The organism is Oceanisphaera arctica (assembly GCF_002936955.1).
Classification (GTDB): Bacteria; Pseudomonadota; Gammaproteobacteria; order Enterobacterales; family Aeromonadaceae; genus Oceanimonas; species Oceanimonas arctica.
The window spans coordinates 1-14121 of the sequence record NZ_MPZM01000032.1 but is presented as its reverse complement, the minus strand read 5'-3'; the positions used below and the strand labels follow the sequence as shown (position 1 = coordinate 14121).

The following is a 14121-nucleotide window of genomic DNA, read 5'->3' as shown; positions in this document are numbered from 1 at the left end:
ATTTTTGCGTTGATATATTTATGCAAACAAATACATCATAGAGGTCACCATGAGCCATGTCCTTCACCGCAGTCTGACCCAGTCTTACCCTACCGCAGTGGGTGGAGACGGCGTCTACCTGATCGACGCCGACGGTAAACATTATCTCGATGCCTGTGGTGGGGCCGCCGTGTCCTGCCTGGGACACAGTGATACCGACGTGATTGCCGCAGTAAAACAGCAAATAGCCAGCCTGGCTTATGCCCACAGCTCCTTCTTCACCACAGAGCCCATGGAAGCTCTGGCAGATTTGCTGACGGAGCAAGCCCCGGGAAAACTGGATTATGTCTATTTCGTGTCCGGAGGCTCTGAAGCCGTAGAGGCAGCCCTCAAGCTGGCCCGGCAGTACTTTGTGGAGAAAGGGGAACCGGAGCGCCGCCATGTTATCGCCCGGCGCCAAAGTTATCATGGCAATACCCTGGGTGCGCTGGCTGCCGGCGGTAATGCCTGGCGCCGGCAACAGTTTCAGCCCTTGCTGATCGAAGTCAGTCACGTCAGTCCCTGCTACGCCTATCGCGATCAGCGGATGGATGAAACCCCCGAAGCCTACGGTACCCGCCTGGTAAACGAGCTGGAAACGGAAATCCAGCGTCTGGGACCGGAGCAGGTGATGGCGTTTATCGCCGAGCCCGTGGTGGGCGCCACCCTGGGCGCCGTGCCCGCCGTGCCCGGTTATTTCAAGGGTATTCGCGAACTCTGCGACCGTTACGGCATTCTGCTGATCTGTGACGAAGTGATGTGTGGCATGGGCCGCACCGGAGCCATGTTTGCAAGCGAGCAGGAAGGCATAGAGCCGGATCTGCTATGTATTGCCAAAGGCCTGGGTGCCGGCTATCAACCCATCGGTGCCACCCTGGTCAGCAAGACCATAGTGGACACCATTAAAAATGGCAGCGGCTTTTTCCAGCACGGCCATACCTATATCGGCCATGCCACCGCCTGTGCCGCCGCGCTGGCGGTCCAGAAAACCATTGCCGAGCGTGGCCTGCTGGCCCGGGTCAATACGCTTGGCACCAGCCTGCAGCAGGCGCTGGAAGAACGTTTCCAGAGCCATCCCCATGTGGGAGATATCCGCGGGCGCGGCCTATTTCGGGGCATAGAGCTAGTGCTGGATAAAAAGACCAGGGAACCTTTCGATCCGGCATTGAAGCTGCACGCCAAAGTAAAGGCCGCCGCCATGAACGCCGGGCTGATGTGCTACCCCATGGGCGGCACCCTGGATGGTCGCCGCGGCGATCATATCCTGCTGGCCCCTCCCTTTATCATGGAAGAACAGCACGTGCACGAGCTGGTGGACAAACTGGAGCTGGCGCTGAATACGGTTTTCAACACCTGACGAATTCACGGCAAAAGATGTGGCGGGGCCGATCATCTATGACGGCCCCTGCCCGTTCAACAGAACTTTCCGACACCAAGGAGCCACAATGCAATCAAGACTGACCGAAGTGACCCTCGCATCAGCCAACGGCGAACAAAAGCGCGTGCTGGATTCCATCCTGAATGGCCCTAGGGGTAACCTGGATGGCCCTTTTCTGGCCTGGATCCACAGCCCTGCACTGGCCGACACGGCCCAGGCTCTGGGTGCCTTCTGCCGTTATCATACCGGGCTGCCACTGCGCCTGAGTGAACTGGCCATACTGACGACCGCCGCCCAGTGGCAGTCTCAGGCCGAGTGGCAAATCCACGAGCCGATCGCTCATGAAGCCGGGGTATCCCAAGCCATTACCGAGGCCATCCGTACCGGGCTGGAGCCTAAATTTCAGGCCGAAGATGAACGGCTGATCTATCGGCTCACTACCGAGCTGTATCACACCAAGCGTATTTCCGACGCGCTTTATCACAATGCCAGAGAGCAGTTCGGCGAGCCGGTTCTGGTAGAGCTGATCGGCCTGCTCGGTTATTACGCCTTGGTGGCAATGACCCTTAACGCCTTCTCGGTACGCCGAAATACCGGACAGCCGCTGCCGTTTACAGAACGCTGATAAATGTAACAACCGGCTTTGCTCCCCCAGCTGAACACCGGGCCTGCAGGGTGATGCCAATCACTCGGGAAAGACAGGTCGGTTGCTCTGATCGTCTGCACAGAATAAAAAGCAAATAAATAAGTGCATTTTATAGATTAGGCAAAAAAATAATGCAATAGTATTTGCATGAGCCGTCGGCTCATCTCAAGGACCTTAATCAAAGGAGTACATGGAATGAAAAACCTCCTCAAAACTACCCTCGCCGCCGCCCTGATGAGTTCAGTCTTTATCAGCCCTGCATCGGCCAATACCCTTCTGGTCGCCACCGATACCGCCTTTGTCCCCTTTGAATTCAAACAGGGTGATAAATATGTCGGTTTCGATATCGACCTGTGGGATGCCATTGCCAAGGAGCTCGGCTGGGACTATGAACTGAGACCGATGGATTTCAACGGTATCATTCCTGCGTTGCAGACCCGTAATGTGGATGCCGCCCTGGCCGGCATTACCATCAAGGACGAACGCAAGCAGGTGATCGACTTTTCCGACGGCTACTACGACAGTGGTTTTATGTTGATGGTCAGTGCCGATGAACAGGAGATCCACTCCAGCGCCGATTTGGCCGATAAAAAGCTGGCGGTGAAAACCGGCACCTCCGCCGCCGACTACGCCAAGGCACAACTCCAGACCGAAGAGCTGCGACAGTTTCCCAATATAGACAACGCCTATCTGGAACTACGTACCGGTCGGGTCGATGCCGCCATGCACGATACCCCCAATGTGCTCTACTACATCAAGACCGCCGGTGATGGCCAGGTCAAAGCCATCGGCGAGCGAATGATGGCGCATCAGTATGGTATTGCCTTCCCCAAAGGCAGCGAGCTACGCGAACCGGTTAATGGTGCCCTCAAAACCCTGCGGGAAAACGGGGTCTATGACGACATCTACCAGAAATGGTTTGGTGTAACTTCCCAGTAAAACTTCTCCCAGGGAGGGAATAGAATGAATTTTAATTGGGATGTAATCCTGGATGCTCTGCCCCTGTTGCTGGATGGGGCCAAGATGACGCTGTTGATATCGCTGCTGGGCCTCGTGGGAGGCCTGGTTATCGGCCTGCTCGCCGGCTTTGCCCGTGTTTACGGCGGCTGGTTCAGCAACCGGCTGGCACTGGTGTTTATCGAGATTATTCGAGGCACCCCCATCATGGTGCAGGTGATGTTTGTCTACTTCGCCCTGCCACTGCTGATCCCCATGCGTATCGATCCTGTTAGTGCCGCTGTGGTCACCATCATGGTGAATTCGGGAGCCTATATCGCCGAAATTACCCGTGGTGCCGTGCTGTCCATTCACAAGGGATTCAAGGAAGCAGGTCTGGCGCTGGGGCTCTCGAACTGGGATACCCTGCGTTATGTTGTCGCACCGCTGGCCTTTCGCCGCATGATACCGCCTCTGGGTAACCAGTGGATCGTCAGTATCAAGGATACTTCGCTGTTTATCGTGATTGGTGTGGCCGAGCTGACCCGGCAAGGTCAGGAAATCATTGCCGGCAACTTCCGTGCGCTGGAGATCTGGTCGGCGGTCGCCATCATCTATCTGGTTATCACACTGCTGTTGAGCTACAGCCTGCGCCGTCTGGAAAGGAGAATGAAGATCCTATGAGCATGGTCGAATTCAAAAATGTCTCAAAAAGCTTCGGCAGCATCCAGGTGTTGCACGACATTGACTTGAACATCAACGCGGGTGAAGTGGTGGTTATTATCGGCCCTTCTGGATCGGGCAAGTCCACACTGTTACGCTGTATCAACAAGTTGGAAGAAATCAGCCACGGCGATTTGGTAGTGGATGGCATGAATGTCAACGACCCCAAGGTGGATGACCGCCTGATCCGACTGGAAGCAGGCATGGTGTTCCAGCAGTTTCATTTGTTTCCCCACCTGACCGCCCTGGAAAATGTGGCCTTCGGGCCGACCCGGGCAAGAGGAGCCAGTAAGGAAGAAGCACAGCTACAGGCTACAGAGTTGTTACGCAAGGTCGGACTGGAAGAACGGGCCCACCATTATCCCAATGAGCTCTCTGGCGGTCAGCAACAACGGGTAGCCATCGCCCGGGCATTGGCAGTCAAACCCAAGATGATGCTGTTTGACGAACCCACATCGGCCCTGGATCCCGAGCTGCGCCACGAAGTGTTGACGGTGATGCAACAACTGGCGGAAGAAGGTATGACCATGGTGGTTGTCACCCATGAAATCGACTTTGCCCGCAAGGTGGCTTCGCGGCTGATTTTCGTCGACCAGGGACGGATCAGCGAAGATGGCCCTCCCGCAGATCTGATCACCCGACCGCAAAGCCCACGCCTGCGCGAATTTCTGCAACATGTATCCTGAGAGCAATTTATGTCACTGACTTCACTAAAGATATCTGGTTCTGCCTACGACATTGGCTTCCAACTTGGTTGTTTCGGCAAGAAGGCGGTACATCAGCACCTGAAGCCCATGGCCCTGTGGCAATGGTTGAGCAGCCAGTTCGAGCAGGAAAAAGCCCGCACCATGGCGACATTGGTCGAGCAGCAGTACCCCCTGATTTGGCAGGAGCTGCATGGTCTGGCCGACGGCCTGGAGCTTCCTTTTTCCGAAGTCTTTATGTGGAACTGCCGGGGAGACTATGTGCATACCCAAAGTGTCGATGGCTGCACCACTGTTCTGGGTCACGTCACCGATGGCATCCTTGTCGCCCATAACGAAGACGGTTTTCCCCAGCTTGATGGCCATTGTGGTCTGGCGGACATCAGCCCGGCAGAAGGGCCGGGCTTTATCAGTTTTGTTTATCCCGGCTCCCTTCCCGGCCATACCTTTGCCGTCAACAACAAGGGTATCGTCATTACCATCAACAATATCCGCCCGCAGGAAATACCTGCCGGCCTGCCGCGCATGGTCCTGTGCCGGGCCGCACTCGATGCCCAATCACTGGATGAAGCCATCACCACCCTGAGCCGTATGCCCAGGGCAGGAGCCTTCCACCACAGCCTGGCCCAGGCCGGCGATCATGATTTGTACAGCCTGGAAGCCACCGCTCACGGCCATGCCCTGCTGAACATCAAAACGCACTATGGTCACGCCAATCACCTTATTGCCCCTACGCTAGCGGCAGTAAAACAGCGCGTCACCGCCAGCTCGGGGGCCCGTCAGCAACGCCTGGATCAATTGCTCTCCGGGGAGGAAGGGGTCGATACCCGGCTGGCCCTGCGGCTGCTGCGGGATACCCAGCATCAGGACTTACCCATCTATCGTCGGCACCCTGAAGATCCTGACGATGAAAACACCTTGGCGACCGGAGTATTCCTGATCGGTCACAATAAAGTCGACTGGCAAGTCTATACCCACGCGGAAACCGACACGCCGGATCACAGCGGAACCATCGCCCTCAACTGACCCGCCCCGGCTCCCGGATCACCGCGAGCCGGGTTTTGACACCAGCAACCGGGTGCGAGTCTCCAGGAACCGCACCCGGTAATCAGCCCAGCGACTCGCTCAAAAAGTCCAGCAGCATGCGTACCTTGGGCGACAGATGGCGGTTGTGCGGGTAGAGGGCCCAGATACCGTCGTCCGGCTCCTGATAATGTTCCAGCAGGGAAATCAACTGGCCCGAGTCCAGCGCCGGCTGCACATAGTAATCCGGCAGCTGCACGATGCCGATGCCCTTGAGGGCCGCATCCAGCAGGGCCCAGCCGCTGTCACAACGAATATTGCCTTTTACCCGAACATTGCGTGCCTTGCCCTGCTCCTGAAAACGCCAGTAATCCAGGTTGCCCTGCAGACAGTTATGCTGATCCAGCTCCGATAACGAGTGAGGCACGCCGTAAGTCGACAGATAAAGGGGCGAGGCGCACACATACTGGGTACGGGAAGAGAGTCGCTTGGCCATCATGCTCGAGTCTTCCAGCTTGCCAAGCCGCACCGCCAGATCGTAGCCTTCGGCCACCAGATCCAGCTTCTGGTTGGTCAGGTTCATCTGCACTTCCAGCTCGGGATAGCGCAGCACGAAGTCGTTGACCAGGGGGGCTATGGTTTTTTCGCCGAAGGTCACCGGCGCCGTCAGCCGCAACTTGCCTTTGGGCGCCAACTGCAGATTGGTGATGGTGCGCTCGGCTTCTTCCAGCCCATCGAGCACCTGCCGGCAGTGCTGATAATAAATCTGCCCGGCTTCGGTCACCGACACCTTGCGAGTGGTACGGTAAAACAACTTGGTCGACAGCCGGGTTTCCAGGGCACTGACCTGACGGCTGACCTGAGCGGTAGAAATACCCAGCCTTTTTGCCGCCACGGTAAAGCTTTCTACCTCGGCCACCGCCACAAACTCACTCACTCCTTCCCAGATAAACATGTCTGCATCCTTAGGTCTGGTGCCGAATATTTCGATAGCGCCGATTATATTATTACCTCAGGGTAAAAGTAATGTGAAATATCAGGTTATTATCAATACTCATGGTGAGTTCAGGACCCGGTCGATACCGCAGGCGGATTTGGATCGGTATCGAACATTGGTTTTATCCCCAAAGCCCCTTATCCTGACAACACCACTGTCAGCGACTGTTTTTCATGCGGCTGTCAGCGACCCTGTTTCACACATTTACCGACGGGGACCTTGAAATGGTATTTATCCTGTTTCTCCTGGCCACCATCATAATTGCCATCATTACGCTGCTGCCCCTGTCGCGGCACGAAGTCTGGTGGATTCGGGGGCTCGACTTTCCCCGGATGCAGTTCATCACGCTGATTGTGCTCACCCTGGTGCTCGCATGCTGGCTGCTGGACATGTCTCGCCCTGGCAGCCAGGCTCTGCTGGCCATCAATGCGGCCTGCCTGCTTTATCACTGCTGGTGGGTACTGCCCTATACCCGGCTGCACCCGGTTGAAGTAAAGTCTGTTCCCAGAGGCAAGGCGATCCATTCCTTTAAAATTCTCACCTCCAATGTGCTGGCCAGCAACCGCCATGCCGATTGCCTGATTGACCTCGTCAAACAACACAAGCCCGATATTCTGGTGACGCTGGAGTCCGACAGCTGGTGGCAACAGCAGCTTGAGGCGCTGGAAACGGACTATCCCTATACCATTAAATGCCCGCTGGATAATCTGTATGGCATGCATGTCTATTCTCGTCTGCCGCTGGAAAACAGCACCATCGAATACCTGGTCGAGCCCGATGTTCCCTCCATGCACACGCAAATTCGGCTGCCCTGCGGTGCCAGGGTGCGCGCGCATTTTGTCCATCCGGCCCCGCCCAGCCCCACCGAAAATGAAGAGTCCGTCGAGCGGGACGCCGAATTGCTGGCCGTAGCCAGGAGTGTGGCCGATGCCACCTTTCCGGTGGTAGTGACCGGCGACCTGAACGATGTCGCCTGGTCCACCACCACCCGTCTGTTCAGAAAGATAAGCGGCCTGCTCGACCCGCGCATCGGCCGGGGCATGTTCAACACCTTTCATGCCGAACACTGGTTTATCCGCTGGCCGCTGGATCACCTGTTTCACAGCCATCATTTTCGGGTTATCGAGCTGCAACGATTGACCCTGACCGGCTCGGATCACTTCGCCCTGCTCACCAGCCTCGACTTTCGGGCCGGCCACAATAACGGCCAGCGCATGCTGCACGCAGATGCCGAAGACAAACAACTGGCCGATGACAAGATAGCGTCCCAAGACGTCAAAAAAAGCGATGTGCCCGTACCGGTGAAATAAGTCAGGAGCACCCCCCAATAATTACCACATGGTAACTATATTTTGTAAATAGGCATGATTATCTTGTGTCAGTAACTATATATAATTCACTCATCAACACGGCAGCAGTCTGCGTCGTGTCATATTTGAGGAATTATCATGACCCATACCACCAACCTGAAGCGACTGTTCACCACCCTGCTGGTCTCTGCCACCATCGGCATGGCCGCCTTGCCTGCTCAAGCCCAGACTCAGAACCAGCAAGTGAGCCCGGCCACACTGGCGTCCAAAGGTGACGGCGTCGATCATCGCCAATGCAAAGAATTCCGCCGCGCCGACGCCTCGCTGCCCGGTTACTGCTTCTCTTCTATCTAATTGAAGGGGCGGGCCCCTGTGGCCCGCCCTCTTCAACTACACTCGATTATTGGTAAGCATTTTTGGCAAACATCAGGCATCCAGGCTCGGCAAGACTGTCGAGCTTGCTTGGCCTGTGCCTGACCACCGTTCTGGAGACCATTATGACTCAGATTATCAAATCCAAAGCCGCCATCGCCTGGGGCCCGAACCAGCCACTGTCCATCGAAGAAGTGGATGTGATGCCGCCCCAGGCCGGTGAGGTACGGGTGCGCATTGTCGCCAGCGGCGTCTGCCATACCGATGCCTTTACCCTGTCCGGTGATGATCCGGAAGGCATATTCCCGGTGATCCTCGGCCACGAAGGCGGCGGCATTGTCGAATCGATCGGCGAAGGCGTCACCAGCGTGCAGGTGGGCGACCACGTGATCCCGCTCTACACTCCCGAGTGTGGCGAGTGCAAATTCTGCAAATCCGGCAAGACCAACCTGTGCCAGAAGATTCGCGAAACCCAGGGCAAGGGCCTGATGCCGGACGGCACCAGTCGTTTCTTTAAAGACGGTCAGCCCATTTTTCACTACATGGGGTGTTCTACCTTCTCCGAATACACGGTATTGCCGGAAATTGCGCTGGCCAAGGTCAATAAGGAAGCGCCGCTGGAAGAAGTGTGCCTGCTCGGTTGTGGCGTCACCACCGGCATGGGCGCTGTGATGAACACCGCCAAGGTAGAAGCAGGCGCCACCGTGGCCATCTTCGGCATGGGCGGCATCGGCCTCTCGGCCATTATCGGTGCCACCATGGCCAAGGCCAGCCGCATCATCGCCATCGACATCAACGAGAGCAAGTTCGATTTGGCCCGCAAGCTGGGCGCCACCGACTGCATCAACCCGAAAGACTACAACAAGCCGATTCAGGATGTGATTGTCGAGCTGACCGACGGCGGTGTGGATTACTCCTTCGAGTGTATCGGCAACGTCAACGTGATGCGCTCCGCCCTGGAATGCTGCCACAAAGGCTGGGGCGAGTCGGTCATCATCGGTGTTGCCGGTGCCGGTCAGGAGATTTCTACCCGTCCGTTCCAGCTGGTCACCGGCCGGGTCTGGAAAGGCTCCGCCTTCGGCGGCGTCAAGGGTCGCTCCGAGCTACCGGGCTATGTTGACCGTTATATGAAGGGCGAATTCAAGCTCAGTGACTTCATTACCCATACCATGGGACTGGAAGATCTGAATAAGGCCTTCGAGTTGCTGCATCAGGGTAAGAGTATTCGTACCGTGATCCATTTCGACAAATAACATCAACAAGCTCGCCGTCTATTGCTTCAAGCCTGCATAACCCTATGATGCGAGGCCTTGACCTCGCATCATAATAAACGCAGCCAGAAAGCCCTCGGGTTTTCTGGCTGCCGCTTCACGTTCGATCTCTTCGCTATCCCCCTCTCATTGAACCACTACACACCTTCCCCACCACTATTACTATTCGGTAAAGGTTATTTATATATCTGGACATTATCATCAGCACGAAAGCGAATATAATATCGCCATTGCCACCAGGGCCCCTCTTTTTCTGGAAGATACCATGAGCATTGAAAACCTGAGCTGTAACAAGAGCTTCGATGGCTGGCACAAACAGTACAGCCATTATTCTGAAACACTGAATTGCACCATGCGCTTTGCCATTTACCTGCCGCCACAGGCCATGAGCGGTGACAAGGTGCCGGCGCTGTACTGGTTGTCCGGCCTGACCTGCACCGATGATAATTTCATGCAGAAAGCCGGTGCCCAGCGCATCGCCGCCGAACTCGGCATGGCCATTATTGCGCCGGACACCAGCCCCCGCGGCGATGAGGTGGCGGATGACGACGGCTACGATCTGGGCAAGGGTGCGGGCTTCTATGTCAACGCCACCCAGGCGCCCTGGAACCGACATTATCGCATGTACGACTATGTGCTGAACGAGCTTCCGGCGCTTATCGAGTCCATGTTCCCGGTCAGCGATCAGCGCTCCATCGCCGGTCATTCCATGGGTGGCCACGGCGCCCTGGTGCTGGCTATGCGCAACCCTCAACGTTATCGCTCGGTGTCGGCCTTCAGCCCCATCAGCAACCCGGTCAATTGCCCCTGGGGCAAGAAAGCCTTCAATGCTTATCTGGGCAAAGACACCGCAGCATGGGCCGATTATGATGCCAGCCTGCTGATGCGCCAGGCCAGCCGGTTTGTGCCAGCATTGGTGGATCAGGGCGAGGCGGATGACTTTCTCACCGAGCAGCTCAAGCCGGAAGCACTGGAAGCCGCCGCCAGCCACAGCGGTTATCCGCTGGAACTGAATCGGCGAGAAGGCTTTGATCACAGCTATTACTTTATCGCCAGCTTCATAGAGCAGCATCTGCGCTTTCATGCCGGGCACCTGGCTCGCTAATGCATACCCGCTAGTGCATAGGCCCCGAAGAACTCCTCTTCGGGGCTATTAGCCTGCCGGCCTTCGTATGCCGCCGACTACACTTGAATGATTTCCTGTACCTGTCTTACCACACCCGCTTTACGGAGGCTGGCATGATCGTTCGGCAAAAAACGCATGCGTTCAGGCTGTTCTTTACCCTGCGCGGCTCCGTCATCCCGCAGATTTACCCCCAGATTTTGCTGATCACCCTGCTCAGTATTTTAATAGCCGCCATTCAGCACAGCTATCCCGGTTTTTTCTCCTCTTACGGCACGGCCCCCTTCACCCTGCTCGGGGTCGCCCTGTCGTTGTTTCTCGGCTTTCGTAACAACGCCAGCTACGAGCGCTGGTGGGAGGCACGGGAGCAATGGGGCCAGTTGATAATTGATGCCCGCAGCCTGGCCCGCCAGGTGATCTCCTTTATGGATCAGGAAACCGAGACCGGACGGCATACCCAAAGACGCATGATCCACCTGACCATCGCCTTTACCCACGCCTTGCGCCATCGGCTGCGTGACACCTCGCCCTGGCAGGACGTCGACCGTTTTGTCGAGCCGGAGCATCATGCCAGCCTGCGCCAGGCGCAAAACCTGCCCGAGTGCCTGCTGCGGCTGATGGGAAAGAAAATCGGTTACAGTCGGCGCGAGCGACTGTTATCGGAGTTTCTGGTGCAGAGCATGGACGAGCGGCTTACCTCCATGACCGGCGTGCTGGCCGCCTGCGAGCGCATTCAAAATACGCCGCTGCCGTTTGCCTATACCCTGCTGGTGCACCGCACCACCTACCTGTATTGCTTTATGTTGCCCTTTGGCCTGGTTTCTTCTTTGGGCTGGGTCACCCCCCTGGTGTGTGCCGTGATCGCCTATACCTTTTTCGGCCTGGATGCCCTCAGTGAAGAGCTGGAAGAGCCCTTTGGTCTGGCTGCCAACGATCTGCCGCTCAGCGCCCTGTCGCGTACCATCGAAATCAACCTGCTGGAAGCGCTGGAAGAAACCGAGCTTCCGCCCGCCCTCACCCCCAAAGACGGCTGTTTGTCATAATCACACCCAGCCACGTCCTGCATTGTTACTGACAATCAAAAGTCATTTGCACCGTTGGGTCATTATCTCTGAACGCAGAGGAAATATAATGCCGGCTGGCGATACCGGATTCGCAAAACGGCTTCGCAAAAAGAGTAAGGCCGACTGGCCTGATTGATTGACTTGATACATGAGGTTCTTATGACGCCATCCCTTACTCCGCGCCTGTCACAGCTGGCCGATGCCGATCTTGTCCGGCCGCTGGCCCATATTCGCCGCGGCATCGAAAAGGAAGCCCTGCGGGTAACCCCCCAGGGCCGGCTGGCACAAGGGCCTCATCCGACCACCCTGGGGTCGGCGCTGACGCACCCGCATATCACCACCGACTATTCCGAGTCGCTGCTGGAATTTATTACCCCTGCCGGCGAGCACATTGGCGAGACCCTCGGCTTTCTGGAGCAGCTGCACCGTTATACCGCCACCCAGCTGGCGGACGAACGCTTGTGGCCCGCCAGCATGCCCTGCGCCCTGCAGGGTAACGACAGCGTGCCCATCGCCGAATACGGCACTTCCCGTTCGGGCCGGATGAAGCACACCTATCGCCGGGGTCTGGATGTACGCTATGGCCGCATCATGCAAAGCATTGCCGGCATCCACTTCAACTTCTCTTTGCCCGACAGCTTCTGGCAGGGTTACCGGCAGTTGCTGGGCAGCCAGGACTCGCTGGCCGATTTTCGCTCGGCACAGTATTTTGCGCTGATCCGCAACTTCCGCCGCTACGGCTGGCTGCTGCTCTATCTGTTTGGCGCCTCGCCCGCGCTCAGCCGCTCCTTTATGGACGGCCGCCCGCACCAGCTGGCAAGCCTTGGCAGCGACACCCTCTATATGCCCCACGCTACCTCGTTGCGCATGAGCGGTCTCGGTTATCAGAACGACGCCCAGGCCAGCCTGCACATCAGCACCAACAGCCTGACGGAATACAGCCGGGATCTGACCCGGGCCCTGAATACCCCTCATGCACCCTATACCCGCATCGGGGTCGAGGTAAACGGCGAAGCCCGCCAGCTGAACGACAATATCCTGCAGATAGAAAACGAGTATTACAGCGATATTCGCCCCAAGCGGGTGACTCATGCCGGAGAAACACCGCTGCAGGCCATGGCAGACCGGGGCGTGGAATACATAGAAGTGCGCAACCTGGACATCAACCCCCTGCTGCCGCTGGGCATCGATGACACCCAGGTCCGTTTTCTGGATACCTTTCTGCTGTTCTGCCTGCTGCAGGACAGCCCGGAAATCGGAGAGCAGGAGCAACTGCGGCTGGCCCGCAACCAGACCCTCATGACCGAGCAGGGCCGCCGGCCCGATCTGCGGCTCGAAACCGCCAGCGGCGAACTCGGCCGCACCGCCTGGGGCGAGCAACTCTTTGCCGAGCTGGACGCCATCGCCCAACTGCTGGACCAGGCCGGTAGCGGCTACCGTGATGCGGTACAGCACTATAAGCCGCTGCTGCAAGAGCCCGAGTTAACGCCCTCGGCCCGCATTCTGCAGCAGATGACGGCCACGAATCAGGATTACACCCACTGGATGCAGAGCCGGGCCACCGAGCTGGCACGCCACTGGCAACAGACCCCGCTCAGCCCGGAGCAAAGCCGCTATTTCAGCCAGCTGGCTCGCTCGTCACTGGCGGCACAACAGCGGCAGGAAGAGGAAGAAGCGGCCACACCGTCAATCGCGGTGTAACTCCCGCAGGACTAAACGGGGGAGCGGTTTGATCTCCCCTCACGCATCAACTCTGTGGGCCGACCGACAGCAGATGGCTCAGGTAGTCCACCATCTTCGACAAACGGGTGATGTTGGCAAAGTCGACCTCGGGGATATTCACGCCCAGCTCCCGGCTCAGCGCCTCGATCAACCGTAGGAAGTCCATCGAGTCCAAATCCAGCTCGTCTCGCATGTCTTCGTCCGGATTCAGCTGCTCGGTGTCGGCATCCGGTGCTATCTCCCGGATCTGGCGACAGATCAGCTCGGTCAGCGCTTTCTTGTCTTTCATTCCAATGTCTCCGGCTGTTGTAACAGCTTGTCTATCCGGTTGAGCAGGCGGGCGCCGTCATGGCCGTCACTCACCCTGTGATCGGCAGCCAGACTAAAACTGGCCAGGGTCATGGGCACTACTTTCTGCTCCTGCACCCAGGGGGCGCTGCGTATCCGACCTATCCCCAGCAAGGCGACCTGCGGCGGAAAGATCACCCCCTGAATACGATCCGAACCCCGCTCCCCCAGGTTGGACACGGTCACAGTAGCCTCCTGAATTTCGGAGCTGCGCAGTCCCCCCTCCCGGGCCCGAGTCACCTGATCCCGCAAGCTGGCCATCATGGCTGCCGCCCCCAATAGAGGCGCGTCATGAATGGCCGCCACCACCATGCCGCCCTGGCGCAGACTGATGACATTGCCCAGGTGCACCCGGGACTCACTCTGATAGTTGCCCTCCTGGTAAAAGCCGTTGAACTGGGGGAATTCGGCCAGCGCCCTGGCCAGGGCTGACCAGCACCAGCTGCTCGGCAGGCTTGCCCTGATTGAAGGCCGAGCACCAGTCCT

General features: G+C 57.5%; 15 protein-coding genes. 12 read left to right on the top strand and 3 right to left on the bottom strand.

The annotated features are described in order from the left end of the window. The first annotated feature begins 49 nt into the window (after positions 1–49). The 6 genes from UN63_RS12600 (at position 50) to UN63_RS12575 (ending at position 5431) form a co-directional block, all read left to right on the top strand. The gene (locus UN63_RS12600) at positions 50–1375 is read left to right on the top strand and encodes an aspartate aminotransferase family protein (RefSeq protein WP_104487099.1); all 1326 of its coding nucleotides are present in this window, start codon (positions 50–52) and stop codon (positions 1373–1375) included. 88 nt (positions 1376–1463) lie between these two features. Further along, positions 1464–2021 (top strand): carboxymuconolactone decarboxylase family protein, encoded by a 558-nt coding sequence (locus tag UN63_RS12595; protein WP_104487098.1) that lies wholly within the window; start codon positions 1464–1466, stop codon positions 2019–2021. Positions 2022–2237: 216 nt separating this feature from the next. Then, positions 2238–2981 (top strand): glutamine ABC transporter substrate-binding protein GlnH, encoded by a 744-nt coding sequence (gene glnH, locus UN63_RS12590; protein WP_104487097.1) that lies wholly within the window; start codon positions 2238–2240, stop codon positions 2979–2981. A gap of 24 nt (positions 2982–3005) precedes the next feature. Then, positions 3006–3662 carry a glutamine ABC transporter permease GlnP gene (gene glnP / locus UN63_RS12585; RefSeq protein WP_104487096.1) on the top strand — a complete coding sequence of 219 codons (657 nt, stop codon included), beginning with the start codon at positions 3006–3008 and terminating at the stop codon, positions 3660–3662. Between the two features lie 2 nt (positions 3663–3664). Further along, entirely contained in the window at positions 3665–4387 is a 723-nt protein-coding gene (gene glnQ, locus UN63_RS12580; protein WP_104487118.1) for a glutamine ABC transporter ATP-binding protein GlnQ, read from the top strand. Between the two features lie 9 nt (positions 4388–4396). Further along, positions 4397–5431, top strand: coding sequence for a C45 family autoproteolytic acyltransferase/hydrolase (locus tag UN63_RS12575; RefSeq protein ID WP_104487095.1), 1035 nt, complete (start codon positions 4397–4399; stop codon positions 5429–5431). An 82-nt stretch (positions 5432–5513) separates the two neighbouring features. On the opposite strand, the gene UN63_RS12570 is transcribed toward UN63_RS12575, so the two are convergent. After that, complete coding sequence (locus tag UN63_RS12570) at positions 5514–6383, bottom strand: LysR family transcriptional regulator (protein ID WP_104487094.1); 870 nt, start codon at positions 6381–6383, stop codon at positions 5514–5516. A 266-nt stretch (positions 6384–6649) separates the two neighbouring features. Between UN63_RS12570 and UN63_RS12565 the strand changes: the two genes are divergently transcribed. The 6 genes from UN63_RS12565 (at position 6650) to gshA (ending at position 13266) form a co-directional block, all read left to right on the top strand. After that, positions 6650–7735 (top strand): endonuclease/exonuclease/phosphatase family protein, encoded by a 1086-nt coding sequence (locus UN63_RS12565; RefSeq protein ID WP_104487117.1) that lies wholly within the window; start codon positions 6650–6652, stop codon positions 7733–7735. Positions 7736–7873: 138 nt separating this feature from the next. Beyond that, positions 7874–8089, top strand: coding sequence for a hypothetical protein (locus UN63_RS12560; RefSeq protein WP_104487093.1), 216 nt, complete (start codon positions 7874–7876; stop codon positions 8087–8089). Positions 8090–8232: 143 nt separating this feature from the next. Further along, on the top strand, positions 8233–9360 hold the full coding sequence (locus tag UN63_RS12555) for an S-(hydroxymethyl)glutathione dehydrogenase/class III alcohol dehydrogenase (protein WP_104487092.1): 1128 nt from the start codon (positions 8233–8235) through the stop codon (positions 9358–9360). A gap of 283 nt (positions 9361–9643) precedes the next feature. Beyond that, positions 9644–10483, top strand: a complete 840-nt coding sequence (gene fghA / locus UN63_RS12550) for an S-formylglutathione hydrolase (protein ID WP_104487091.1) — start codon at positions 9644–9646, stop codon at positions 10481–10483. Positions 10484–10617: 134 nt separating this feature from the next. Beyond that, the gene (locus UN63_RS12545; RefSeq protein WP_104487090.1) at positions 10618–11544 is read left to right on the top strand and encodes a bestrophin family protein; all 927 of its coding nucleotides are present in this window, start codon (positions 10618–10620) and stop codon (positions 11542–11544) included. Positions 11545–11724: 180 nt separating this feature from the next. After that, complete coding sequence (gene gshA / locus UN63_RS12540; RefSeq protein WP_104487089.1) at positions 11725–13266, top strand: glutamate--cysteine ligase; 1542 nt, start codon at positions 11725–11727, stop codon at positions 13264–13266. Between the two features lie 46 nt (positions 13267–13312). On the opposite strand, the gene UN63_RS12535 is transcribed toward gshA, so the two are convergent. Then, the gene (locus UN63_RS12535; RefSeq protein WP_104487088.1) at positions 13313–13576 is read right to left on the bottom strand and encodes an acyl carrier protein; all 264 of its coding nucleotides are present in this window, start codon (positions 13574–13576) and stop codon (positions 13313–13315) included. Next, on the bottom strand, positions 13573–14121 hold a 549-nt coding region (locus UN63_RS12530; RefSeq protein ID WP_181068243.1), incomplete at its 5' end, for a 2-oxo acid dehydrogenase subunit E2. The genes UN63_RS12530 and UN63_RS12535, both read right to left, overlap by 4 nt.

What these genes read in the sequence shown, in the direction of transcription:
- UN63_RS12600 (WP_104487099.1), top strand. Translation starts at nt 50, where the DNA reads ATGAGCCATGTCCTTCACCGCAGTCTGACCCAGTCTTACCCTACCGCA.
- UN63_RS12595 (WP_104487098.1), top strand. Translation starts at nt 1,464, where the DNA reads ATGCAATCAAGACTGACCGAAGTGACCCTCGCATCAGCCAACGGCGAA.
- glnH (WP_104487097.1), top strand. Translation starts at nt 2,238, where the DNA reads ATGAAAAACCTCCTCAAAACTACCCTCGCCGCCGCCCTGATGAGTTCA.
- glnP (WP_104487096.1), top strand. Translation starts at nt 3,006, where the DNA reads ATGAATTTTAATTGGGATGTAATCCTGGATGCTCTGCCCCTGTTGCTG.
- glnQ (WP_104487118.1), top strand. Translation starts at nt 3,665, where the DNA reads ATGGTCGAATTCAAAAATGTCTCAAAAAGCTTCGGCAGCATCCAGGTG.
- UN63_RS12575 (WP_104487095.1), top strand. Translation starts at nt 4,397, where the DNA reads ATGTCACTGACTTCACTAAAGATATCTGGTTCTGCCTACGACATTGGC.
- UN63_RS12570 (WP_104487094.1), bottom strand. Translation starts at nt 6,383, where the DNA reads ATGTTTATCTGGGAAGGAGTGAGTGAGTTTGTGGCGGTGGCCGAGGTA.
- UN63_RS12565 (WP_104487117.1), top strand. Translation starts at nt 6,650, where the DNA reads ATGGTATTTATCCTGTTTCTCCTGGCCACCATCATAATTGCCATCATT.
- UN63_RS12560 (WP_104487093.1), top strand. Translation starts at nt 7,874, where the DNA reads ATGACCCATACCACCAACCTGAAGCGACTGTTCACCACCCTGCTGGTC.
- UN63_RS12555 (WP_104487092.1), top strand. Translation starts at nt 8,233, where the DNA reads ATGACTCAGATTATCAAATCCAAAGCCGCCATCGCCTGGGGCCCGAAC.
- fghA (WP_104487091.1), top strand. Translation starts at nt 9,644, where the DNA reads ATGAGCATTGAAAACCTGAGCTGTAACAAGAGCTTCGATGGCTGGCAC.
- UN63_RS12545 (WP_104487090.1), top strand. Translation starts at nt 10,618, where the DNA reads ATGATCGTTCGGCAAAAAACGCATGCGTTCAGGCTGTTCTTTACCCTG.
- gshA (WP_104487089.1), top strand. Translation starts at nt 11,725, where the DNA reads ATGACGCCATCCCTTACTCCGCGCCTGTCACAGCTGGCCGATGCCGAT.
- UN63_RS12535 (WP_104487088.1), bottom strand. Translation starts at nt 13,576, where the DNA reads ATGAAAGACAAGAAAGCGCTGACCGAGCTGATCTGTCGCCAGATCCGG.